We start from the raw sequence: 21,717 nt of genomic DNA on the forward strand, positions 1-21,717 counted from the left end.
TTGGACAACGGGGCGATTTACGCCTGGCCGTCCTGCACTTCCACGAATTCTTCCTGACCTTCTTCGCCAGCGCCTTCGACCAGGCCGTTCAGGTTCTGCTCGCGGCCTTCCAGCACGGCGTCGGCGATGCCCTTGGCGTACAGCGCGATCGCCTTGGCGGAGTCGTCGTTGCCGGGGATGACGTAGTCGATGCCGTCGGGCGAGTGGTTGGTATCAACCACGGCCACGACCGGGATACCCAGCGTGCGGGCTTCGGCGATGGCGATCTTGTGGTAGCCGACGTCGATGACGAACAGGGCGTCGGGCAGGCCGTTCATGTCCTTGATACCGCCGATCGACTTGTTCAGCTTGTCCAGTTCGCGCTGGAACAGCAGGCCTTCCTTCTTGATCATACGCTCGGCGCCGCCGTCGGCCACGACCGCTTCCATGTCCTTCAGGCGCTTGATCGAGGTCTTGACCGTCTTGAAGTTGGTCAGCATGCCGCCGAGCCAGCGGGCGTCGACGTAGGGCATGCCGGCACGGGCGGCTTCGCCCGCCACGATTTCACGGGCGGCGCGCTTGGTGCCGACGAACAGGATGTTGCCGCCGCGGGCAGCCAGCTGCTTCACGAACTTGGTGGCTTCCTGGTACTTGGCGACCGTCTGTTCGAGGTTGATGATGTGAATCTTGTTACGCTGACCAAAGATGTACTGCGACATCTTCGGGTTCCAGTAACGGGTCTGGTGACCAAAGTGGACACCGGCTTCCAGCATTTCACGCATGAGGGACATAATGTTCGCTCCGAGGGTTGGGTCTTGCGCTGCGCCTGTATCGACCGCGGGTTCCAGGTAAAAACCTGGACTGGCCTCGCCTAGTCGACACCCTGGGTGGCGGCAGCACGCGATTTGGATAAAGTACGGATGAAGTACTCTACTGCCTGCTTTTACTGCTCAACTTCTACTGCTCGACTTCTACTGCTTCACTGCTTGCTACTACTCACTTCCGCTACTACTCACTTCCTTGCATACCTTCCTTGCACTCTTACCCTTGCTTTTTCGGGTAAGCCTATAATTCTACTATTTTTCGCAGACCGAACTCAAGCTGATACATGGGCATAGTCACCGACCCCGCCGATTTGGACAAAATGCGCCTGGCCTGCCAGGGCGCGGCACGCGTACTCGATTATCTGACCCCGTTTGTGAAACCGGGCGTCACCACGGGCGAACTGGACCGCCTGGCGCTCGACTACGTCAACAACACGCTGCAGGCCAAATCGGCCACCGTGGGCTACGCCCCACCGGGCTACCCGCCCTTCCCCGGCGCCATCTGTACCTCGGTCAACCACCAGGTCTGCCACGGCATCCCCGGCGACAAGGTCCTGAAAAACGGGGACATTGTCAATATCGACGTCACCATCATCAAGGACGGATGGTTCGGCGACACCAGCCGCATGTACTACGTGGGCGAGCCCTCGGTGCTGGCGCGCCGCCTTACGGAGACCACCTACGACTGCATGTGGCTGGGCATCCAGCAGGTGCGTGGCGGCGCCACCCTGGGCGACATCGGCCACGCCATCCAGAAATATGCGGAGGGCAAGGGCTATTCGGTGGTGCGCGAATTCTGCGGCCACGGCGTCGGCCGGCGCTTCCACGAGGATCCTCAGGTGCTGCACTACGGCAAGCCCGGCACCGGGGTGAAGCTGGTGCCCGGCATGATCTTCACCATCGAGCCCATGATCAACGCTGGCCGCCGCGAAATCCGCCAGTTGTCCGACGGCTGGACCGTGGTGACGCGCGACCATAGCCTGTCGGCCCAGTGGGAACACACCGTGCTGGTGACCGAGACCGGCTACGAGGTGCTGACCGTGTCGCCGGAAATGCCGGCGCCGCCCGCCTTCATCGCCGAACCGGTGGCCCTGCCGGCCGCCTGATTCCTGTCCCGTAACTCGCCGCCTCGCACGCCATGACCGCCACGGACCTCCCCGCGCTACGCGAGCGCCTGCGCGACAGCCGCCAGGCGGCCATCGCGTCCTTCCGCGAGCACGAACGCCCGGATACGCTGCTGCAAGAGCTGCGCCGCGTCACCGACCACACGCTGCGGGAGCTGGTCAAGCAATGCCCCCTGCCCGCCGGCGCCACCCTGGCGGCGGTGGGCGGCTACGGGCGTGGCGAGCTCTATCCCTACTCCGACGTCGACCTGCTCATCCTGCTGCCGCACGCCCCTTCCGCGAGCGACGAAAGCGCCATCGGCCAGCTGGTGGCGGCGTTGTGGGACCTGGGCATGGAACCGGGCCATAGCGTGCGGACCATCGAGGACTGCGAGCGCGAGGCGCAAGCCGACATCACTGTCGAGACCGCGCTGCTGGAATCGCGCTGGTTGGCCGGCAGCCGCACGCTGATGAAGCAGTTCGAGGCGGCCATGCATGTGCGCCTGGACCCCGCGGCCTTCTTCCGCGCCAAGCGCATGGAAATGCAGCAGCGCCATGCGCGCTACCAGGACACGCCCTATGCGCTGGAGCCGAACTGCAAGGAATCGCCCGGCGGCCTGCGCGACCTGCAGGTGATCCTGTGGATGGCCCGCGCGGCGGGCTTCGGCGAAAGCTGGCGCGAGGTCGCAAGCGCGGGCCTGCTCACGGCGTCCGAAGCGCGCGACCTGCGCAAGGCCGAGCAGGCGTTCAAGCGCCTGCGCATCGAACTGCACCTGCTGGCCAAGCGTCGCGAGGACCGCGTGTTGTTCGACCTGCAGCCGGCCCTGGCCGAGGTCTATGGCATCAAGGCCACCGCGACACGGCGCGCCAGCGAATTGATGATGCAGCGCTATTACTGGGCCGCGCGCCTGGTGACGCAGCTCAACAGCATCCTGGTGCAGAACATCGAAGAGCGGCTGTTCCCGCGCCCGGCCGAGGACGCGCACGCCATCGACGAGGATTTCCGCAGCCTGCACGACCGTCTCGACATCATTCGCGACGATGCCTTCGAACGCAATCCCACGCTGTTGCTGCGCGCCTTCCTGACCATGCAGCAGCACCAGGAACTCAAGGGCATGTCGGCGCGCACGCTGCGCGCCATCTGGCATGCACGCGACCGCATCGACGCCCAGTTCCGCCGCAATCCGGTCAATCGCAAGCTGTTCCTGCAGATCCTCCAGCAACCCGCGGGCATCGTGCACGAGTTGCGGCGCATGACCATGTTGAACATCCTGCCGCGCTACCTGCCCGTGTTCCGGCGCATCGTCGGCCAGATGCAGCATGACCTGTTTCACGTCTATACCGTGGACCAGCACACCTTGCAGGTCATCCGCAACCTGCGCCGCTTCACCATGCCGGAGCACGCGCAGGAGTACCCGCTTGCCAGCCAGCTGATTTCCGAGCTGGACAACCACTGGCTGCTTTATGTCGCCGCCCTGTTCCACGACATCGCCAAGGGTCGAGGCGGCGATCATTCCGAACTGGGCGCGCGCGAAGTCCGCCGCTTCGCCCAGGATCACGGCCTGGCGCCGGCCGACGCCGAGCTGGTCGAATTCCTGGTGCGGCAGCACCTGCTGATGTCGACGGTGGCGCAGAAGCGCGACCTGTCCGACCCGGACGTGATCCAGGGATTCGCCGCCGCGGTCAAGGACGAGCGCCACCTGACGGCGCTGTACCTGCTGACCGTGGCCGACATCCGGGGCACCAGCCCCAAGGTCTGGAATGCGTGGAAAGGCAAGCTGCTGGAGGATCTCTATCGCCTGACCCTGCGGGCGCTGGGCGGTGGCCAGGCCGATGCCCATACGGTGCTCAACGACCGCAAGTCCGAAGCCGCCCGCCTGACGCGCCTGGCCGGGCTGCGCGACGACGCCCGCGAAGCGTTCTGGAAACAGCTGGACGTGGCCTACTTCCTGCGCCACGACGCGTCCGACATCGCCTGGCATACGCGCCATCTCTATCACCGCCCCGCGCCTGGCGAAGCGGTGGTCAAGGCACGCCCCACCGAACACGGCGAAGGCTTGCAGGTCATGGTCTATACCCGGGACATGCCGGAGCTGTTCATGATGATCTGCGGCTTCTTCGACGCCAAGTCGCTGAGCATCCAGGACGCCCGCATCCACACCACCCGGCACGGCTACGCCCTGGACAGCTTCATCGTGCTGCTGCCCGACGGCCAGCAGGACCTGCGCGCCCAGGCCACCCTGGTAGAGCACGAATTGAAGCAACGCCTGCACGAGGCCAGCACGGGCGCGCCGGTTCCGGCGCCGCAAGGCGCGATCTACGGCCGTTCTCGGCAGTCGCGCATGTCGCGCCTGTTCCCCGTGCCGCCGCAGGTCGAGCTGCAACCCGACGAGCGCAGCAAGTCCTGGCGCCTGCAGGTGACCGCGACCGACCGCCCCGGCCTGCTGCATGCCCTGGCGCGCGTGTTCGCGCACCATGCCGTCAACCTGCAGATGGCCAAGGTGATGACCCTGGGCGACCGGGTGGAGGACGTGTTCATCCTCGAAGGACCGGCGCTGGAGCGGCCGCGCACGCAGATGCAGTTCGAACGCGACATGCTGGAAGCGCTGTCGGGGGAGAAGGCGCAGAAGGCGGCGGCCTGATCGTGGCGACCTGATCGTGGCGACCTGAGCCCGGGGCCGGTTGCGACGGACCAACCGGTCCCGCGCGGCGCCGTCCGGGGCCAAGGCGCCGCCCCGCCGCAGTGGCGACCTCAGTGGCGACCTCAGTGGCAACCTCAGTGGCGACCCCAGTGGCGACAAATGGACGCAAAATAGCGCGCGACAGCCTACGCCCCTGCACATCCATACACCCCGCGGCGCGCATACAATCCGGGTTTTCCAAGAAGGGAGCCAGCCAGCCATGCTGACGAACGAATATGTGCTGCTTTTCGGCCAAAGCTTCCTGTTCGCTCTGGCGACCCTGCTTCCCTTCCTCAATCCGCCATCCATCGCCCCCATCTTCTGGCAACTGACCGAAGGCGCGTCGAGTACCACGCGCCTGGCGCTCGCCAAGCGCGTGGCCATCAACGTCGGCCTGATGCTGACCGTGGCCATGGTGGCGGGCAACGTGCTGCTTTCCTTTTTCGGCCTGTCGCTGGCCATCGTGCGGGTAGGCGGCGGCATGCTGGTGATCGCCAGCGCCTGGCGGCTGGTCAATGCAACCGGCAGCACCAACAGCGAACAGGCCGCGCGCATCGTCGAGTCTTTCACGCCGGAGATGGCCAGGCAGCGCGCCTTCTATCCCCTGACCTTCCCCATCAGCTGCGGGCCGGGCTCGATCGCCGCGGCCATCACGGTCGGCGCCCAGCTGCGCGACCAGCAGCACCTGGCCAGCCTGGTCCGGCTGGCGGGCTCGGTGCCCGGCGTCTTGCTGGTATCGTTCATCCTGTACATCTGCCTGCGCTTTGCCGCGCAATTCCTGCATCGGCTGGGCGAAAACGGCACCACCGTGTTCATGCGCCTGTCCGCTTTCATCATGCTATGCCTGGGCGTGCAGATCGTCTGGGACGGCGTCCATGAGCTGCTGCTCGGCGTTCTGCTGGAACTTCGGGACCATTAACCCCTCTCATGGCATTGCCCATCAGGCGCCACCAACGTAGGAACCCCATGTTCGCCTCCAATCGACGTCTATTGATCCTGATCGCCCTGCTGTCCTTCGCCGCCGTCGGGGCCGCCCTGATCTCGCAATACATGTTCGACATGCAGCCCTGCGCCTATTGCGTGCTGCAACGCCTGATCTACCTGGCGCTGGGCGTCGTGTGCCTGCTGACGGCCCTGGGCGGCGGCGTGATGCGTCGCCTTGGCGCCCTGCTGGGGCTGGCCCTGTCCGCCTGCGGCATCTGGGCCGCCTATTACCAGTACACGGTGGCGTCCAAGCTGCTGTCCTGCGCCCAGACCTTCGCCGACCGTTTCGTCGCCGGCCTGGGCCTGGACACCCTGCTGCCCCAGGTCTTCGGCGCCTACGCCACCTGCGCCGACGCCGTGGTCAAGGTCCTGGGCGTGGAATACGCCTTGTGGAGCCTTGCGCTGTTCGCGTTGCTGGCCCTGCTGTCGCTGGCGGCGCTGCTCAAGCGGGCCTGACGCGGCCGCCGGAAAACCCCCGTCGAAAAATGCCCCTCCGCGCGGCTGGCTCCGCTTGCTGCCCCCAAAAGGGGCTTGTCTTGGCGCGGCCCAAGACAAAAAAAGACCGTGGCAAGCCTCGATGCCTATCCAGGGCGTTGCGGATCCGGCTTTGCCGGTCCGCCAACGCCGCCCCTTTGAGGGGGCCCGCGCAGCGGGTACGGGGTGGGCCTCTCAGGCGTCGTTGGCGGCGTAGCCCATGTTGAACTGCAAGCCGCCGTGCTGCTCTTCGCCGCCCTGGCTGCGGCTTTGCTGCAGGCGCTCCAGGTATTCGGGCGTGATGTCGCCGGTGACGTACTGTCCGTCGAAGCAGGACGCCTCGAAACGCTCCATCGCCGGATTCAGGTCGCGCACCGCCTGCTGCATATCGTTCAGGTCCTGGTAGACCAGCGCATCGGCGCCGATGGTGCGGGCGATTTCCTCGTCGGTGCGGCCGGTGGCGATGAGTTCCTTCTGCGTCGGCATGTCGATGCCGTACACGTTCGGAAAACGCACCGGAGGCGCCGCCGAAGCGAAAAACACCTTGTTCGCGCCCGCCGCGCGCGCCATGTCGACGATTTCGCGGCTGGTGGTGCCGCGCACGATGGAGTCATCCACCAGCAGCACATTCTTGCCCTTGAACTCCATGCCTATGGCATTGAGCTTCTGGCGCACGGATTTCTTGCGCACCGCCTGGCCCGGCATGATGAACGTGCGGCCGACGTAACGGTTCTTGATCAGGCCCTCGCGATAGTCCAGGTTCAGGCGGGCCGCCAGCTGCATGGCCGCCGGACGCGAGGAATCGGGAATGGGCATGACCACGTCGATGTCGCCCAGGCGCAGGCTGCGCGCGACATTGTCGGCCAGGTACTCGCCCATGCGCAGGCGCGCGTCATAGACCGACACGCCATCCATCAACGAATCGGGACGGGCGAAATACACGTATTCGAAAATGCAGGGCACCAGCTGGGCATTGTCGGCGCACTGGCGGCTGACGGCACGGCCGTCCAGGTCGATGAAAATGGCCTCGCCCGGCGCGATATCGCGCACGAAGGTAAAGCCGCTGCCTTCCAGCGCCACCGACTCCGACGCCAGCATCCATTCCACGCCTTCGTCGCTTTCCATGCGGCCCAGGCACAACGGGCGGATGCCATTGGGATCGCGGAAGCCCAGCAGGCCGTAGCCGGCGATCTGGGCGATCACCGCATAGGCGCCCTTGACGCGGCGATGCACCGCGCCGATGGCGCGGAAAATGGCGTCATCGTCCAGCGACACGCCATTGGCGGCGGATTGCAGCTCGTGCGCCAGCACATTCAACAGCACTTCCGAATCGGAATTGGTATTGATATGGCGGCGATCGACGCGGAACAGCGACTCGCGCAGCTCGCGCCAATTGGTCAGGTTGCCGTTGTGCGTCATCATGATGCCGAACGGCGCATTGACGTAGAACGGCTGGGCTTCTTCCTCGGAATCGCTCGACCCCGCGGTGGGATAGCGGACCTGGCCGACGCCGCTGGTGCCCGGCAGCGAACGCATGTTGCGGGTACGGAAAACGTCCCGCACCAGGCCATGCGCCTTGTACATATTGAACTGGTTGCCCTGTGCGGTGGCGATCCCCGCCGCATCCTGACCTCGATGCTGCAACAGCAGCAAGCTGTCATAGAGCAACTGGTTGACAGGGCCGCGCCCCATGACACCTACGATTCCACACATGGCAATTTCCTGTTGATCCGAATTGCGTCAAGGCGATGCCTTGCCTCGGACGCATTCAATAAGGCAGTAATGACGCCAGCGACGGCGGCAGCCAGCCCTTGGTATGTATGACGGCTTCTGTGGCCGCATGAGAAAACATTGCGTCGCGCCACCACGGTTCCTGCGGCAGCGGCGTATAACCGGCGACAGCCACCAGCACCAGCACGATCAGCAAGCCCCGCAGCAGGCCGAACAGCGCGCCCAGCCCATGGTCCGCCGGCGTCAGCCCGGTGGTGCGTATCAGCGCGGCGAGCGTCATGTTGACCAGTCCGACCAGCAACAGCACGATGATGAAGACCGCCGCATAGGCCACGCCCATCCTCAGCATGGTGGTCTCGATCATGCTGGCCAGCCAGCCGTAGACCGTGGGACCCCACCATACCGCCGCCACGAAGGCCAGGCCGTACGCCAGGAGCGACAGCACCTCCTTCAGCAATCCGCGCACCAACCCCAGCAGCGCCGAAACGCCCAGGATCGCCATCACGACGAAGTCGAAGCCGGTCACTGTGCAGCGATAAAGCCGTTGTCATAACCCAGCGTACGCAATCTGGCCTGGGCAGCCTGGGCAGCCTCGCGCGACGGGAAAGGTCCCACGCGCAAGCGGTACTGCTGCTTGCCACCGACCGACGCTTCCTGCAGGAAAGCATTGGTCACGCCGGCCGCATGCAATTTGTCGCGGCGCGCCTGGGCGTCGACCTGCGACGTGTAGGCGGCCACCTGCAGCACGAAATTGCCCTTGGCGTCGGCCGCCGGGCGGGCGGGCGCCTGCGGCGCGGCGCGGCCTTCCAGCAGGGCCATGGCGCGGGCGCCGTCGTCGGTACGCTGCACGTCCGCCGGCTTGGGGGCGGGCCGGCTTTCCGGCTTGGAGTCGGGCTTGGATTCGGGCCTGGCTTCAGGTCGGCTTTCAGGCCTGGATTCGGTCCGCGGCTCGGGCCTGCTTTCCGGGCGCGCCGGCTCCGGGCGCGGCGCCGGCTGGCGCGGCGGCGGCAGCGGCGCCGGTTCGCTCACGGGCGGCGCAGCGGCAATCTGCGCGCCGTTACCCGTAGCTCCGTTACCCGTAGTGCCGTTGCCCGCAGCGCCGCCATTGGCTCCGCCGCCAGCCCCACCGCTAACCCCGGCATTCCCCGCCGCGCCGTTACCCGGCGCCCCGGCGCCACCCTGGCCGGCGTCGGCCTGCTGCGGCTGGGCTGCCTGCGGTTCGGAGACCTGCGGCTGGTAAGAACCGCCACGGTCCGGAATACGGATGGGGATGTCGTCGCTGACACGGGCCGGCTGGGAATCGAGCACCATCGGCAGGATGATGACCGCCGCAAGCACCAGCGCGATGGCGCCTGCCAGCCGTCGGCGCGCGCGCGCGCGCAATTGGGCGGCCTGCGCTTCGCTGGATACGGAGGGACGTGGCTTGCCCGCGGAAGCGTCGGGGGCGGGGTCTTTCCGTGTAAACAAACCCATGAAGAGCTAATTCCTTGCAGTCGGCGCGCACGGCGTGCGGAACTGAGCTGTATTTCGAGGCGGCAATGCGTAATTCAAGGCTTTGCCGGACTAGGATTTCCGGCCCAGCGACTGGAGCACGGCAGCCACGGTAAGGAACGATCCAAATACCACGATTCTATCACCCTCGCCTGCCCGGGCGCGTGCCTGGGCGTAGGCCTCGACGGGGTCGGCGCACGCCGAGATGCCAGCGGCGTCATCGCCCGTGGCGGGAGCCGGCAGCGCCTTGCGCACCTGCTCGGCCAGGCCTTCGCCGCTGCCGCCGCGAGGCCCCGGCAGGCCCGCGCAATACCAGTGGTCGAAGCGGCCGGCGAGCTTGGCCACCACGCCGGCGACGTCCTTGTCGTTCAACATGCCGAACACCGCGTAGGTATAGGGGTGGAAGCCCATGTTGTCCAGGTTCTGCGCCAGCACCGCCGCGGCGTGCGGATTGTGGCCGACGTCCAGGATGACGGTGGGCTGGCCCGGCAGGATCTGGAACCGTCCCGGCAGGGACGCCTGCAGCAGGCCCTGGCGCACGGCCTGCTGCGGCACCGGCAGGCGATCCCGCAGGGCTTCCAGGGCGGCCAGCGCGGCGGACGCGTTCAGCAGTTGGTTGGCGCCGCGCAGGGCGGGATAGGCCAAGGCGGAGCGGCGCTGGCCCCGTCCGCCGTAGCTCCATTGCTGGCGATCGCCGGAGTAGTTGTAGTCGCGGCCGAACAGCCACAGGTCGGCGCCGATGGCTTCGGCATGGTCCAGCAGCGTCTGCGGCGGCACCGGGTCGGCGCAGATGGCGGGCCGGCCCGCGCGATAGATGTGGGCCTTCTCGTAGCCGATCTTCTCCCGCGTGTCGCCCAGCCAGTCGGTATGGTCCAGGTCCACGCTGGTAATGATGGCGCAATCGGCGTCGACGATATTGACGGTGTCCAGGCGGCCGCCCAGCCCCACCTCCAGCACCACGGCGTCGAGCCGCGCGCCGGCGAACAGGCGCAGGACGGCCAGCGTGGTGAATTCGAAATAGCTCAGCGAGACATCGCCGCGCGCGGCCTCGACGGCCGCGAACTGCTCCACCAGGGCCGCATCGCTGGCGATTTCGCCGTTGACGCGGGCGCGCTCGTTGAAATCGATCAGGTGCGGCGAGGTGTACAGGCCGACCCGGTAGCCGGCGGCCAGCAGGATGGCCTCGAGCATGGCGCAGGTCGACCCCTTGCCGTTGGTGCCGCCCACGACGATCTTCACGCAATCCAGGGACAGGTCCAGGCGCTCCGCGACCCGACGCGAGCGCTCCAGGCCCAGCTCTATGGTCTTGGGATGCAGCGCTTCGATATAGGCCAGCCACTCGGGCAAGGAGCTGGAGGCATCCGGTTTCGTGATCGTTGACATGAGGGCGAAACAATAGGCGGGGCAGATTCGGGGCAGGCGGATTTTAACAGCCCGGGACAGGGAAAAACGGGGAAAACCCTAGGATGACCAAAAATCCCGTAGCGGTCCTTCCCCCTAAAGTTCCCATTCAGGATGCCGTTATGAGGAACGGAAAACCAGATCAACGCGTCGACGACGCAGTGTGTAAGTGGAGTCTTTATGGCTGTCAGCCCTATTGGTACCGCGGCCCTGCCCGTGCAAGCCACCGTAATGCCCGCCCAGGCCCCTACGCCTGCCCTTCCCGTCGACGCCACCGTGTCGGTGCTCCCCACCGGCGCTGCCCAGAAGGACGGCAACACGGATACATCCACGTCCGGCCAGGGCGCCAGCAAGCTCCCCCTGGACCAGGCCCTGGAGAAGCTCAACGAGCGGATGCAGGCCTGGTCCACGCAGATGTCCTTTTCGGTCGACCAGGACACGCAGCGCGTGGTGATCTCCATCAAGGACACAAAAACCGGGGACACCATCAAGACCATCCCCAGCGAAACGGTCCTGCAGATCGCGAAGATGATTACCGAGTTCCAGGGCGGCGCAATCAAGACCTCCGCCTGAGGGTCCGCACCTGCGCGGGAGTGCGCGCGAAAGCGCATGAAAGCCCCAAACAGGACCCAGTTATGCCGTTTTCCCGGCGCATAAGCTTGCCCGGGAATTTGCCAGAATATGCATCCAAAGAAGGAATCCTCGCATGACTACCACCAGCTCCACCTCCAGCAGCGCCCTCCCCGCCATCACCTCGCTGGGATCCGGATCGAATCTGGAGTTGCAGGACATCCTGGACAAGCTGCAGGACAACGAGGAAGTCGCCCTTACAAATATCCAGACCCAGCAGAGCGAGATCCAGAGCAAGATCACCGCCTATGGGACCATCAAGAGCTCGATCGCCGCGCTGCAGACGGCCGCGCAGGCCCTGGCCAGCGCCGACACGTATAACGCCGCCAAGGCCACGGTGACCGGCGACGGCTTCACCGCCACCGCCAAGGCCAGCGCCACGACGGGCACCTACAGCATCAAGGTCGACTCGCTGGCCACGGCCGAGACCTTGAAAACCGGCGCCTTCAGCAGCCGTACGACCGCCAACGGCACGGGCGGCACGCTGACGGTCACGCTGGCCGACGGCACCACGGCCTCGGTGGACCTGAGCTCGGACACGTCGCTCAACGGCATCGCCGGCGCGATCAACGGCAACAGCAAGCTGGGCATCAAGGCGTCCATCATCAGCGACGGCAGCGGCAACAGCTACCTGATGCTGACGTCCAGCGCGACGGGCACCAAGGGCGCCGTGACGGGACTGTCCGTGAGCGGCAACACCACCCTGGCGTCGGCGCTGAACTATGGCAGCGGCGTCACCAGCTCCAATGTGTCCCGCGTAGGGGATGCGGCCACCGACGCCGTGGTGGAGATCAACGGCATCACCGTGACCAGCGCCTCGAACACCGTGGATACGGCCATCGACGGCATCACGCTGACGCTGACCGACACCATGGACACGGCCGGCACGCTGCGCATCACCACCGACACCACGGCCCAGGCCACCGCCATCCAGAACTTCGTCACGGCCTACAACACCGTGGCGTCGCAGATCGCCACCGCCACCGCCTTCGACACCTCGTCCGAGACCGGCTCGGTGCTGACCGGCGACGGCACCATCCGCAGCATCCAGACCATGCTGGCGCAAGCCCTGCGCGTGACCAACAGCGGCGGCGACATCGCCTCGCTGGCCGACCTGGGCATCACCACGGACACCGACGCGAAGAACGGCACGCTGAAGCTGGACGTCAACGCCATGACAGAAGCGCTGGTCAACAACCCGGACGACGTGAAGGCACTGCTGTTCGGCAGCAGCGGACTGGGCACCTCGTTCAACACCGCGACCACGTCGATCCTGCAGACCGGCGGCGTCATCTCCACCCGCACCGACGGACTGCAGACTACGTACGATTCGCTGCAGGACAACTACGATCGCACCAAGGACCGCATCGACGCCGACATCTCCACGATACGCGCGAAGTTCGTGGCCCTGGACGCGTTCGTCGCACAAATGAACAGCACCAGCAGCTACCTGACCCAGCAGTTCGCGGCGCTGACCAAATCGAATTCCTGATCCATCATGGCCTACGCATCCCGCCGCCCCGACGCCACCTATTCGGTCCGTTCCTACAAGGACGTGGGCCTGGAAACCCAGGTTCTCAGCGCCTCGCCCGAACGGCTCATCTCCTTGTTGTACAGCGGCGCGCGGGTTGCCATCGGCCAGGCCCGGCACCACCTGGAAGAAGGCAATATTGCCGAACGCGCCAAGGCCATCAATCACGCCATGCGCCTGGTCGACGAAGGACTCAAGCAAGCCTTGGCGAACCCCGAGGAGGACAAGCTGGCCGCCAATCTGGACTCCCTCTACGACTACATCCTGCGCCAATTGGTCAACGCCAATATCAAGAGCGACGCTGCCGCGCTGGAGACGGCCGACCGCCTCTTGGCCGACCTCCAGGAAGCCTGGCAGACCGCGGTCGATCGACCGGCTTGATCCCATAAGTTTGTTTATTCATCACTAGTAAGATTTACACCGCCCTACCCGGCACAAGGTCTCTTATGACTTCTCATTCCCCGCAGATACTGGAGCTTTATCGGGAAATCGTTTCCGTGACGGCCTCGATGCTCAACGCGGCGCGAACGGAAGACTGGAACAGCGTCCTGACCCATGGACAATCGTATTGCGAGGCCGTAGAACGCCTGCGCCACATCGGCGCCGACGAACCGCTGGACAACGACGAGCGCCGCCAAAAGCACGACATGCTGGTCCAGATCCTCGAAAACGACGCGCACACCCGCGACCTGGCCATGCCCGAGCTCGCGCGCATGAGCGAACTGCTGGGGCGCATGAAGCGTCAGCAAGGCGCCCTGCGCGCTTACGGCGTACCCAGGGCGCGTGCCGTATGAGCATCGGTCCCACCGCGCTCAGTTCGCTGCTGGTGCAGCGGCTGGACGCAGTCCTTGGCACCCAGCTGGCGCAGCAGGGCAAGGACACCACCCGCCAGGATGCCGTCAACCCGCCGGGCACCGCCGTCGATATCGGCGCGGAGGGAGACGGCGCGGTTTCCCAGCAAGGCCCGCAAAGCAAGGCCATCCAGGAAATCGTCGACCGGGCGGCGCTGAATGCCGCCACCCGCGCACGCTTTCTCAGCGCGGACATTACCGGCTCTGCTCCCACCATCCTCGGGCAGACCGCGCGCACGATACTCACGCTGCTGGCGCAGTACCCCGATACCGCGCCGGCGCTGGCCGGCAAGACCCCGCTCTGGGCCGAGGGCGAAACCGCCCCGGATGCCCCCGCCGACGAACAACCCGACGGTGACGTGGCCACTCGCGGCCAGGCGGCGGCGGCCGGCACGCCCGCCGCCGCCGCGGGCGCGCGTGGGGCGGCCGCCGCCTTGATGGGCCAGGCCGGCGCCGCCGATGCGCAGGACGAGGCCGCGGCCGCGCGCGCCGGCATGGCGGCCCAGGCCGCCGACGGGGCTGAAGGGGCCGACGTGGCTGACGGGACCGAGCGCGCGCAAACCGCCGCGCCCAGCCGGGCCCGCCTGGCCGATGCCGCCCTGGCGACGATGGCGAGCCAGGCGCCCAACCTGCCCAGCGCCGGGCCGCAGCCCGCGCAGCTGGCGCAGGCGCTCAGGCAAGCCCTGCAACAAAGCGGGTTGTTCTACGAATCGCACCTGGCCGACATGGCCTACGGCCAACGCGACCCCGCCGACCTGGCGCGCGAGCCGCAGGCCCGCCTGAATCCCGACGCCATGCCGCGCATCAACCCGGCCGGCGAGAACCGCTCGCTGCTGGCGGACAACCTGCGCTTCGGCCTGCCGACCACGGCCTCGCCCATGACCTTGCAGGCCGACGGCCAGCCCACGCACGGCACGGCGATCACCTGGTCCGGCTCGCAGCCGGGCACGCCGCCGACGACGCCGCCGGGCATCCACCCGGACGCCGCGTTGCTGGTGCGCCAGCAGCTCGAAGTCTTCGCCAACCAGACCCTGGCCTGGGAAGGCACGGCCTGGCAGGGCGCCCCCATGTGGTGGGAAATCCGCCGCGAGCAGGACGATGCGATGCCGGGCGCCAACCCGGTCGAGGCCGGACAAAGCTGGGCCACGCGCCTGGTGCTGAACCTGCCGCGCCTGGGCACGGTGGAGGTTCGCATGAACCTGGCCGGCAAGCAGCTGGTGATGAATATCGTCGCGCCGGACAGCGATGGCGAAATCGCCCAGGCCGGCGCCGCGTTGCGGCAACGCATGCAGGCCGCCGGCCTGACGCTGTCCGACCTGACGGTGGCCGCGCATGCGCCGGCCCTGGAGGAATTGCTTTGAACGTCGCCAGCAAGCAGCAGGATGCCGGCGACGATCGCCAGGTCGCCGTCGCCCTCTCCTACAATGAGGCGGAAGCCGCGCCGCGCGTCGTGGCGAAGGGCTATGGCACGCTGGCCGACACCATCATCCGCACGGCCCAGGAACACGGCCTGTACGTCCATCAATCGCCCGAGCTGGTGGGCCTGCTGATGCAGGTGAACCTGGACGCGCAAATCCCGCCCGAGCTCTACGTCGCGGTGGCGGAATTATTGGCCTGGCTTTACCGGGTCGAGTCCGGCGGCGCTGAAGCCGCCAAGGAAGCCTTGCTCGCGGCCATGACGCCTCGCGCGCCCGCGACGCCCGGCTTGCCGCGTAACGAACAAACGTCGCGTTGATGCGCCGCTCCCCCCAGGCAGCATAAACCCATAAGCATCATGAGCCCCAAAGAGTCCGATCCCGATTTTCTACTGACGCGGCCGGAGGAAATCCGTTCCGCGCTGTTCGAGCTTACCCATCCGGAATGCCAGATTCTCGTGCGCGATGCCGCCGATCGGGAAATGGCGGTCCTGGTGCTGGGGACCGACAAGCAGACGCGCCATTTCTTCTGGCGCCCGCGCGACTACGCCGGCGCCGATTTCGAAAAGAACGATGTGCACGGGCTGCGCGTAGGCAGCGTGCTGCAATTCCACGCAAACGGCTACGGCGGCGTGCAGATCCATTTCCGCGTGCCGCGTCCCGATGTGGTGCGGTTCGACGACGGCAGCGCGGCACTGGTCTCGCCCTACCCGGAACGCCTGTCCCGGATACAACGGCGCAAGATGTTCCGCGCCTCGATCACGGGCAATAGCGTGCGTTGCGGCGGCCATTGGCGGCCGGCGCCGGGCGCCAAGCCTATCGTGTTCACGGTGCGGGATATTTCCGTGGACGGGGTGGGCCTGCGCATCAACCGCGCCGTCGAGGATCTGCCGCCACCGGGGACGAAGATGGAGGATGTCTACCTGGACTTCGGCGATTTTGGCAACATCACCACCGACCTGGAGATACGCACGCTGATCCCGCTGGCGGGCCAGCCGCTGAAGCCCGAGACGGACGCCGAGAAGCTCGCGGCGGCCGACGGGCTGGCGGCCACGTCCGTCGCGCCGCAGGTCGACGCCCAGGAGGCCAGCGACGCCAAGGGCAGCCCCAAGGCGAGCACCAAGGGAAACACCAAGGGGAGCATCACGGGCGAAGACCCGCTCACGCACGTCGGCGCGGCCTTCCTGATCCTGGACGGCCGCCAGGAAACCTGGCTGCAGCAAGTGGTGTGGCGCCTCGAAAAGGCGCGGACGATGGGAAGCTGATCGCGCGTAGCGGCCGCGCCCGACGTCCGCCCTATTCCGCCGCGCCGGGATTCTCGGCCCAGGACAGCGTGCGGTCGGCCAACCCCTCCTGGAGGGGCGCCGGAAAATACGTCGACGCGATTTCTTCCGGCGGCATGGGCTTGCCCAGCAGCCAGCCTTGCACGCGATGGCACTGCAAGGCATTGAGAATCGAAAACTGCCCTTCGGTTTCCACGCCTTCCGCGACGATTTCGCGATTCAGGCGGCGCGACAGTTCGACGATGGTGCCGACGATGGCCTGCGCGCTGGAGTCGCTTTCCAGGTTGCGCACGAAGGAGCGGTCGATCTTGATGGTGTCGAACGGCAGTTGCCGCAAATAGCCCAAACTGGAGTAACCGGTGCCGAAATCGTCGATGGCGATGCGCACGCCGGCGCGGCGCAATTCCGCCAAGCGGGAAATTTCGCCACCCTCGGCCGCCACCAGCACCCCTTCGGTAATTTCCAGTTCCAGCCGCTCGGCGGCCAGTCCGGTGCGGTCGAGCGCGCCGCGCACTTCACGCACCAGGTGGATTTTCTCCAACTGGACCGGCGACAGGTTGACGGACAGATACCAGGGCTCGGGCCAGGTCGCGGCTTCGGCGCAGGCCGTTTCCAGCACCCACGCGCCCAGCGGCACGATCAGTTCGGTTTGTTCGGCGAGCGGAATGAATTGCATGGGCGCGACCAGTCCGCGCACCGGGTGGTTCCAGCGCAGCAGCGCCTCGAAACCAACGACGCTGCGTGTCTCCGCGCTGTAGATAGGCTGGTAGTGCACATAAAGCTGGCCGGCTTCCTGCATGGCCTGGCGCAAATCGTCTTCCAGCGCCTCGGCATCGGCAACCTGGGACAGGCCAAGCACGCTCTGGCCGCTGCGCGTGATGCGCACCGTCCGCAATATGGCTTCCGAGCGCACCAGCTGGATCGCCAGAAACAGCAGTATGCCGGTCGGGACCAGCACAATGAGCGTAAGCAGTATCCAATGAAAACCAGCAATGGTCGCGGTCCCGGTATCCCACAGGTACCAGGCCGGCAGCAGGCACAAGGCCACCACTACCGCCACGCCGCCACCGCCGCCGAGCACTCCCCGGGCGCGCCGGGAAATGAACCACGTCATCAGCATCGTGACGCCAATAATTTCAAACTGGATTACGGCTACGACCAGCAATGTAAGAGTGTCAAGCATCGCACACCGTAGACGGCGATAACGGAATTAGTCCGAAGCGTGCCGCACCGCCTGGATTCTTGCACAAAATTGGCAAGTATCACACCGATATGGACGAGATTTCCTTGTAGGCCGCCACCAGCCGGTTGCGCACTTGAACCGCGGTCTGGAAACCGATATTCGCTTTTTGCAGGTCGATCATTACGTCATTCAGTGAAATATTGGGCGCACCCAGCTCATACGCGCTGGCTTGCGCCTTCGCCGACATCTGCGCCGACGAGACACGTTCCAGCGACGCCTTGAGCTCGGTGGCGAAACTTCCAGCGGCCGGGTTGGAGGCCGGATTCGCCGCCGCGTTCGCCACGCCCGCGGAAGCACCGCCTTCGGCGGCGCGCACCGCGGCGCGCATCTGCGCCAGCATGGTCTCGATGCCAGTCATTCCGGATACTGCCATGGCAAAATTTCCTTATTGTCAGGGACGCTTGTGAATGCTCGCAAGACTAATGCCTCAGGCTGTCGCGCATAGCCGACAAATGACGGCAAAAATCCCGATATTTCGCCAGCTTGACCCGCGGGGGGCACGCGGGCATCCGCATAGAAAACAAATAGCACCAAAAATGCGGTTTTTTCGGCATTTGGTCTTGCCGGCAGCCCGGCCATAATCCACGCTCCCAGACCAGAAGCACGTTGCATGTGTAACTTGCCCACCTTCAGCTTTCCCCGGCACTCGCGCCTTTCGGCGAGCGGGGGCATCCGATGAATCAGCAGGCGACTCTTACTTCCTCCCTCATGGCCCGATTCCCCGTGCTGGAACGGCTGCGCGCGATACCCAAACCCGCGCTGATCGGCGCCATCGCCGCCGTCGCGGCCCTGGTGGTCGCCGCGACCATGTGGAGCCGAGACCCGAACTACAAAGTGCTGTTCTCCAATCTGGACGACCGCGACGGGGGCGCCATCGTGGCGGCCCTGAACCAGATGAACGTGCCCTACCGCTTCAATGATGGCGGCACTGCCCTGCTGGTGCCGCAGGAGAAGGTGTACGACACGCGCCTGCAACTGGCCGCGCAAGGCCTGCCGCGCGGCGGCTCGGTCGGCTTCGAACTGCTGGACAACAGCCGCTTCGGCGCCAGCCAGTTCACCGAGCAGATCAACTACCAGCGCGCCCTGGAAGGCGAACTGGCGCGTTCGATCGAATCGGTCAATTCCGTGCAGCACGCCCGCGTGCACCTGGCCATCCCGCGCCAGACCCTGTTCGTGCGCGACCGCCAGGCGCCGACGGCGTCGGTCCTGCTCAACCTGTACCCCGGCCGCAGCCTGGGCGACGGCCAGGTTTCCTCCATCGCCTGGCTGGTGGCGTCCAGCGTTCCCGAACTGACGGTCAACAACGTGTCCATCGTCGACCAGAACGGCCGCCTGCTTTCGCAGCCCGCCGGCGAAGGCCGCGGCATGGACGCCGACCAGTTGCGCTACGTGCGCGAAACGGAACAGCGCACGGTGGAGCGCATCCTGTCCATCCTCAACCCGCTGGTGGGTTCCGGCAACGTCCACGCCCAGGCCAGCGCCGACATGGATTTCTCGCGCCGCGAGGAAACGCAGGAAACCTACCGTCCCAACCAGGACCCCGGCCAGGCCGCGGTGCGCAGCAAACAGACCAGCGACTCCCAGCAGAACGGCGCCAACGCCGCCCAGGGCGTGCCGGGCGCGCTGTCCAACCAGCCGCCGGCCGGCCCGACCGCGCCCATCGTCAATCCGCAACAGCAACAGCAGCCGCAGCGTCCAGGCCAGCCTGGCCAGCAGGGCCAGAACGCCGGCACCGGCGCGGCCACGACACCGCAGCCGCAGGGCCCCAGCAGCGAGCGCCGCGACGCCACCACCAACTACGAGCTGGACCGCACCATCAGCCACATCAAGCAGCCGGTGGGCAACCTGAAGCGCATGTCGGTGGCCGTGGTCATCAACTACCTGCCTAACAAGGATGGCGAAGCGAAGGCCATGGAACCGGATGAGTTGAACAAGCTCACCACCCTGGTCAAGGAAGCCATGGGCTACTCCGAAGCGCGCGGCGACTCCCTGAACGTGGTCAACAGCCAGTTCAACGACGTCGAGCCGAGCACGCCGTGGTGGAAGGATCCCGACAATATCGCCATGGGCAAGACCGCCCTGGGCTGGCTGGCCATCGCGATCGCCGCGCTGTGGGTCTGGCGCTCGCTGCTGCGCCCGATGTACGACCGCTACATGCGCCCGCCCGAGATCGATCCCGAAGTGGCCGAGCTGGAGCGCCAGGAGGCGCTGCGCGAGGCGCAGGATATCGCCCGCGCCAAGGAAATGGATCGTTTCGAGGAAAACATGAAGCGCGCCCGCGACATGGCGAACAAGGATCCCCGCGCCGTCGCCATGGTCCTGCGTACCTGGATGAACAAAGATGGCAAATGAGACCCCCATTGACGGCATGACGCGCGCGGCCGTCCTGATGATGTCGCTGGGCGAGGATGCGGCGGCCGAAGTCTTCAAGTACCTGACCGCGCGCGAGGTGCAGCAGGTCGGCGGCGCCATGGCCAGCCTGAAGCAGGTTACCCGCGAGGACGTCGCGACCGTGCTGGAGGAATTCCGCCAGGAATCGGACCAGTTCATCGCCGTCACCCTGGGTTCGGACGACTACATCCGTTCGGTGCTGACCAAGGCGCTGGGCAGCGATCGCGCCGCCGGCCTGATCGAGGACATCCTCGAAGCCGGCGAAGGCGGCAGCGGCATCGATGCCCTGAACTGGCTGGACCCGCACACCGTGGCCGAGCTGATCGGCGACGAGCATCCGCAGATCATCGCCACCATCCTGGTCCACCTGGAACGCGACCGCGCGTCGTCCGTGCTGGCCCGCCTGGGCGAGCGCCTGCGCAACGACGTCATGCTGCGCATCGCCACCTTCGGCGGCGTGCAGCCGACCGCCCTGGCCGAGCTGACCGATACCCTGAACGCCGTCCTGGCGGGCCAGGGCGCCAAGCGCAGCAAGATGGGCGGGGTACGGACCGCGGCCGAGATTCTCAATATGATGAACTCGGCGGACGAGGAAAGCGTGGTCGCCAGCCTGCGCGAACGCGATGCCGACCTGGCGCAGAAGATCGTCGACGAAATGTTCGTCTTCGACAACCTGATCGACGTCGAGGATCGCGGCATCCAGCTCATCCTCAAGGAAGTCGACAACGACACCCTCATGGTCGCCCTCAAGGGCGCCGTCGAGGAACTGCGCGACAAGTTCCTGCGCAATATGTCCAGCCGCGCCGCCGAAATGCTGCGCGAGGACCTGGAGGCGCAGGGCCCCATCCGCATGTCCAAGGTCGAAGCCGAGCAGAAGAAGATCCTGCAGATTGCCCGCCGCCTGGCCGAGAGCGGCCAGATCGTCCTGGGCAACCAGGGAGACGACGCCTATGTCTGACTACGAGGCCCGCAAGGCGCCCCTCGCCCATGCCGAGTCATGGCGGCGGTGGCGCATGGCTTCGTTCGAGGAGCAGGACGCCCGCGACGCCGAACCGGCGATCGTCGATACCGGCCCCGACCCCGCCGTGGTGCGCGAGGAAAGCCGGCGCCAGGGGCACCAGCAGGGCCTGGCCGAAGGCCGGGCGGAAGGCTATGACCTGGGCGTGGCGGAAGGCCGCGCGCGGGGCTATGACGAAGGCTTGAGCGCGGGCCGCGACGCCGGCTACAAGGAAGGCCTGGAGGAAGCGCGCAAGCAGGGCGCCGCCGAGGCCGCCCGCCTGCGCGCGCTGGCCGATACCACCGCGGCCTCGTTGACCGTGCTGGAAGAAAAGACCGGGCAGTCCCTGTTGACCCTGGCACTGGATATCGCGCGCCAGGTCTTGCGCACGACCCTGGCGACACAGCCCGAGTCCTTGCTGCCCGCCGTGCGCGAGGTGCTGCACATGAATCCGGGCGCGGCCGCGCCCCTGCGCCTGTGGCTGCATCCCGAGGACCTTGAACTGGTGCGCCTGCACCTGGCCGAGGACCTGAAGCTGGGCCACTGGCGCGCCTTGGCCGATGAATCGATCACCCGCGGCGGCTGCCGCGCCGAGACCTCGTTCGGCGATATCGACGCCACCCTACAGACGCGCTGGCGCCGCGTCGCCGCCTCGCTGGGCCGCGACATGCCGCTGGAGGACGAATAATGGCCACCGCCCAGCCGGCC

At 66.4% G+C, this 21,717-nt stretch carries 22 protein-coding genes; 14 read left to right on the plus strand and 8 right to left on the minus strand.

The genetic code is table 11. The features are described from left to right. Positions 1-17: 17 nt before the first annotated feature. Positions 18-770: a 30S ribosomal protein S2 gene (gene rpsB / locus C7R54_RS01850; protein ID WP_129148488.1), complete on the minus strand. Its 753-nt coding sequence runs from the start codon at positions 768-770 to the stop codon at positions 18-20. A gap of 317 nt (positions 771-1,087) precedes the next feature. Here rpsB and map point away from each other — a divergent pair, with 317 nt between their 5' ends. The 4 genes from map to C7R54_RS01870 all read left to right on the plus strand — a co-directional run bounded on the left by map (position 1,088) and on the right by C7R54_RS01870 (position 6,027). Further along, positions 1,088-1,909, plus strand: a complete 822-nt coding sequence (gene map / locus C7R54_RS01855) for a type I methionyl aminopeptidase (protein ID WP_129148489.1) — start codon at positions 1,088-1,090, stop codon at positions 1,907-1,909. 32 nt (positions 1,910-1,941) lie between these two features. Then, on the plus strand, positions 1,942-4,548 hold the full coding sequence (locus tag C7R54_RS01860) for a [protein-PII] uridylyltransferase (protein ID WP_129148490.1): 2,607 nt from the start codon (positions 1,942-1,944) through the stop codon (positions 4,546-4,548). Between the two features lie 259 nt (positions 4,549-4,807). Further along, positions 4,808-5,506 (plus strand): MarC family protein, encoded by a 699-nt coding sequence (locus C7R54_RS01865; protein WP_129148491.1) that lies wholly within the window; start codon positions 4,808-4,810, stop codon positions 5,504-5,506. Between the two features lie 47 nt (positions 5,507-5,553). Continuing rightward, positions 5,554-6,027: a disulfide bond formation protein B gene (locus C7R54_RS01870; RefSeq protein WP_129148492.1), complete on the plus strand. Its 474-nt coding sequence runs from the start codon at positions 5,554-5,556 to the stop codon at positions 6,025-6,027. Positions 6,028-6,240: 213 nt separating this feature from the next. Here C7R54_RS01870 and purF read toward each other — a convergent pair whose 3' ends face one another. From purF to folC, 4 genes are all read right to left on the minus strand, one after another. Next, positions 6,241-7,758, minus strand: coding sequence for an amidophosphoribosyltransferase (gene purF / locus C7R54_RS01875; RefSeq protein WP_129148493.1), 1,518 nt, complete (start codon positions 7,756-7,758; stop codon positions 6,241-6,243). Positions 7,759-7,813: 55 nt separating this feature from the next. Then, positions 7,814-8,302 (minus strand): CvpA family protein, encoded by a 489-nt coding sequence (locus tag C7R54_RS01880; RefSeq protein ID WP_129148494.1) that lies wholly within the window; start codon positions 8,300-8,302, stop codon positions 7,814-7,816. Next, on the minus strand, positions 8,299-9,249 hold the full coding sequence (locus C7R54_RS01885) for an SPOR domain-containing protein (RefSeq protein ID WP_129148495.1): 951 nt from the start codon (positions 9,247-9,249) through the stop codon (positions 8,299-8,301). Before C7R54_RS01885 ends, C7R54_RS01880 begins: the two co-directional genes overlap by 4 nt. Positions 9,250-9,339: 90 nt before the next feature. Next, entirely contained in the window at positions 9,340-10,650 is a 1,311-nt protein-coding gene (gene folC, locus C7R54_RS01890; protein ID WP_129148496.1) for a bifunctional tetrahydrofolate synthase/dihydrofolate synthase, read from the minus strand. 198 nt (positions 10,651-10,848) lie between these two features. On the opposite strand from folC, the gene C7R54_RS01895 reads away from it, so the two are divergent. The 7 genes from C7R54_RS01895 (at position 10,849) to C7R54_RS01925 (ending at position 16,360) form a co-directional block, all read left to right on the plus strand. Further along, the gene (locus C7R54_RS01895; RefSeq protein ID WP_129148497.1) at positions 10,849-11,241 is read left to right on the plus strand and encodes a flagellar protein FlaG; all 393 of its coding nucleotides are present in this window, start codon (positions 10,849-10,851) and stop codon (positions 11,239-11,241) included. A gap of 133 nt (positions 11,242-11,374) precedes the next feature. After that, entirely contained in the window at positions 11,375-12,790 is a 1,416-nt protein-coding gene (fliD, locus tag C7R54_RS01900; protein WP_129148498.1) for a flagellar filament capping protein FliD, read from the plus strand. Positions 12,791-12,796: 6 nt separating this feature from the next. Continuing rightward, complete coding sequence (gene fliS, locus C7R54_RS01905; protein WP_129148499.1) at positions 12,797-13,210, plus strand: flagellar export chaperone FliS; 414 nt, start codon at positions 12,797-12,799, stop codon at positions 13,208-13,210. Between the two features lie 65 nt (positions 13,211-13,275). Then, positions 13,276-13,623 carry a flagellar protein FliT gene (locus tag C7R54_RS01910; RefSeq protein WP_129148500.1) on the plus strand — a complete coding sequence of 116 codons (348 nt, stop codon included), beginning with the start codon at positions 13,276-13,278 and terminating at the stop codon, positions 13,621-13,623. Then, positions 13,620-15,041 (plus strand): flagellar hook-length control protein FliK, encoded by a 1,422-nt coding sequence (gene fliK / locus C7R54_RS01915; protein WP_129148501.1) that lies wholly within the window; start codon positions 13,620-13,622, stop codon positions 15,039-15,041. Before C7R54_RS01910 ends, fliK begins: the two co-directional genes overlap by 4 nt. Beyond that, entirely contained in the window at positions 15,038-15,415 is a 378-nt protein-coding gene (locus tag C7R54_RS01920) for an EscU/YscU/HrcU family type III secretion system export apparatus switch protein (RefSeq protein WP_129148502.1), read from the plus strand. The genes fliK and C7R54_RS01920 overlap by 4 nt, the downstream gene beginning before the upstream one ends. A 39-nt stretch (positions 15,416-15,454) precedes the next feature. Then, positions 15,455-16,360 (plus strand): flagellar brake protein, encoded by a 906-nt coding sequence (locus C7R54_RS01925; protein ID WP_129148503.1) that lies wholly within the window; start codon positions 15,455-15,457, stop codon positions 16,358-16,360. 31 nt (positions 16,361-16,391) lie between these two features. On the opposite strand, the gene C7R54_RS01930 is transcribed toward C7R54_RS01925, so the two are convergent. The 3 genes from C7R54_RS01930 to C7R54_RS01940 form a co-directional block, all read right to left on the minus strand. Beyond that, the gene (locus tag C7R54_RS01930) at positions 16,392-17,561 is read right to left on the minus strand and encodes a putative bifunctional diguanylate cyclase/phosphodiesterase (protein WP_129148504.1); all 1,170 of its coding nucleotides are present in this window, start codon (positions 17,559-17,561) and stop codon (positions 16,392-16,394) included. A 79-nt stretch (positions 17,562-17,640) separates the two neighbouring features. Then, positions 17,641-17,994, minus strand: a complete 354-nt coding sequence (gene fliE / locus C7R54_RS01935; protein WP_129148505.1) for a flagellar hook-basal body complex protein FliE — start codon at positions 17,992-17,994, stop codon at positions 17,641-17,643. Further along, a complete protein-coding gene (locus tag C7R54_RS01940) occupies positions 17,976-18,233 on the minus strand; it encodes a hypothetical protein (RefSeq protein WP_129148506.1) in 258 nt (85 codons plus the stop codon). The genes fliE and C7R54_RS01940 overlap by 19 nt, the downstream gene beginning before the upstream one ends. Positions 18,234-18,296: 63 nt before the next feature. Between C7R54_RS01940 and fliF the strand changes: the two genes are divergently transcribed. The 3 genes from fliF to fliH are packed head-to-tail and all read left to right on the plus strand — an operon-like array spanning position 18,297 to position 21,697. After that, on the plus strand, positions 18,297-19,973 hold the full coding sequence (fliF, locus tag C7R54_RS01945) for a flagellar basal-body MS-ring/collar protein FliF (RefSeq protein ID WP_129148507.1): 1,677 nt from the start codon (positions 18,297-18,299) through the stop codon (positions 19,971-19,973). Beyond that, positions 19,963-20,970 carry a flagellar motor switch protein FliG gene (gene fliG / locus C7R54_RS01950; RefSeq protein ID WP_094854139.1) on the plus strand — a complete coding sequence of 336 codons (1,008 nt, stop codon included), beginning with the start codon at positions 19,963-19,965 and terminating at the stop codon, positions 20,968-20,970. The genes fliF and fliG overlap by 11 nt, the downstream gene beginning before the upstream one ends. Then, on the plus strand, positions 20,963-21,697 hold the full coding sequence (gene fliH, locus C7R54_RS01955; protein WP_129148508.1) for a flagellar assembly protein FliH: 735 nt from the start codon (positions 20,963-20,965) through the stop codon (positions 21,695-21,697). The genes fliG and fliH overlap by 8 nt, the downstream gene beginning before the upstream one ends. The last annotated feature ends 20 nt before the right edge of the window (positions 21,698-21,717 follow it).

It is taken from the genome of Achromobacter aloeverae (genome assembly GCF_004121055.1).
Taxonomy (GTDB): domain Bacteria; phylum Pseudomonadota; class Gammaproteobacteria; order Burkholderiales; family Burkholderiaceae_B; genus Bordetella_C; species Bordetella_C aloeverae.

What these genes read in the sequence shown, in the direction of transcription:
- folC (WP_129148496.1), bottom strand. Translation starts at nt 10,650, where the DNA reads ATGTCAACGATCACGAAACCGGATGCCTCCAGCTCCTTGCCCGAGTGG.
- map (WP_129148489.1), top strand. Translation starts at nt 1,088, where the DNA reads ATGGGCATAGTCACCGACCCCGCCGATTTGGACAAAATGCGCCTGGCC.
- C7R54_RS01885 (WP_129148495.1), bottom strand. Translation starts at nt 9,249, where the DNA reads ATGGGTTTGTTTACACGGAAAGACCCCGCCCCCGACGCTTCCGCGGGC.
- fliH (WP_129148508.1), top strand. Translation starts at nt 20,963, where the DNA reads ATGTCTGACTACGAGGCCCGCAAGGCGCCCCTCGCCCATGCCGAGTCA.
- C7R54_RS01925 (WP_129148503.1), top strand. Translation starts at nt 15,455, where the DNA reads ATGAGCCCCAAAGAGTCCGATCCCGATTTTCTACTGACGCGGCCGGAG.
- C7R54_RS01910 (WP_129148500.1), top strand. Translation starts at nt 13,276, where the DNA reads ATGACTTCTCATTCCCCGCAGATACTGGAGCTTTATCGGGAAATCGTT.
- C7R54_RS01895 (WP_129148497.1), top strand. Translation starts at nt 10,849, where the DNA reads ATGGCTGTCAGCCCTATTGGTACCGCGGCCCTGCCCGTGCAAGCCACC.
- C7R54_RS01860 (WP_129148490.1), top strand. Translation starts at nt 1,942, where the DNA reads ATGACCGCCACGGACCTCCCCGCGCTACGCGAGCGCCTGCGCGACAGC.
- C7R54_RS01865 (WP_129148491.1), top strand. Translation starts at nt 4,808, where the DNA reads ATGCTGACGAACGAATATGTGCTGCTTTTCGGCCAAAGCTTCCTGTTC.
- purF (WP_129148493.1), bottom strand. Translation starts at nt 7,758, where the DNA reads ATGTGTGGAATCGTAGGTGTCATGGGGCGCGGCCCTGTCAACCAGTTG.
- fliK (WP_129148501.1), top strand. Translation starts at nt 13,620, where the DNA reads ATGAGCATCGGTCCCACCGCGCTCAGTTCGCTGCTGGTGCAGCGGCTG.
- fliG (WP_094854139.1), top strand. Translation starts at nt 19,963, where the DNA reads ATGGCAAATGAGACCCCCATTGACGGCATGACGCGCGCGGCCGTCCTG.
- C7R54_RS01870 (WP_129148492.1), top strand. Translation starts at nt 5,554, where the DNA reads ATGTTCGCCTCCAATCGACGTCTATTGATCCTGATCGCCCTGCTGTCC.
- fliE (WP_129148505.1), bottom strand. Translation starts at nt 17,994, where the DNA reads ATGGCAGTATCCGGAATGACTGGCATCGAGACCATGCTGGCGCAGATG.
- rpsB (WP_129148488.1), bottom strand. Translation starts at nt 770, where the DNA reads ATGTCCCTCATGCGTGAAATGCTGGAAGCCGGTGTCCACTTTGGTCAC.
- C7R54_RS01940 (WP_129148506.1), bottom strand. Translation starts at nt 18,233, where the DNA reads ATGCAACGTGCTTCTGGTCTGGGAGCGTGGATTATGGCCGGGCTGCCG.
- fliD (WP_129148498.1), top strand. Translation starts at nt 11,375, where the DNA reads ATGACTACCACCAGCTCCACCTCCAGCAGCGCCCTCCCCGCCATCACC.
- C7R54_RS01930 (WP_129148504.1), bottom strand. Translation starts at nt 17,561, where the DNA reads ATGCTTGACACTCTTACATTGCTGGTCGTAGCCGTAATCCAGTTTGAA.
- fliF (WP_129148507.1), top strand. Translation starts at nt 18,297, where the DNA reads ATGAATCAGCAGGCGACTCTTACTTCCTCCCTCATGGCCCGATTCCCC.
- fliS (WP_129148499.1), top strand. Translation starts at nt 12,797, where the DNA reads ATGGCCTACGCATCCCGCCGCCCCGACGCCACCTATTCGGTCCGTTCC.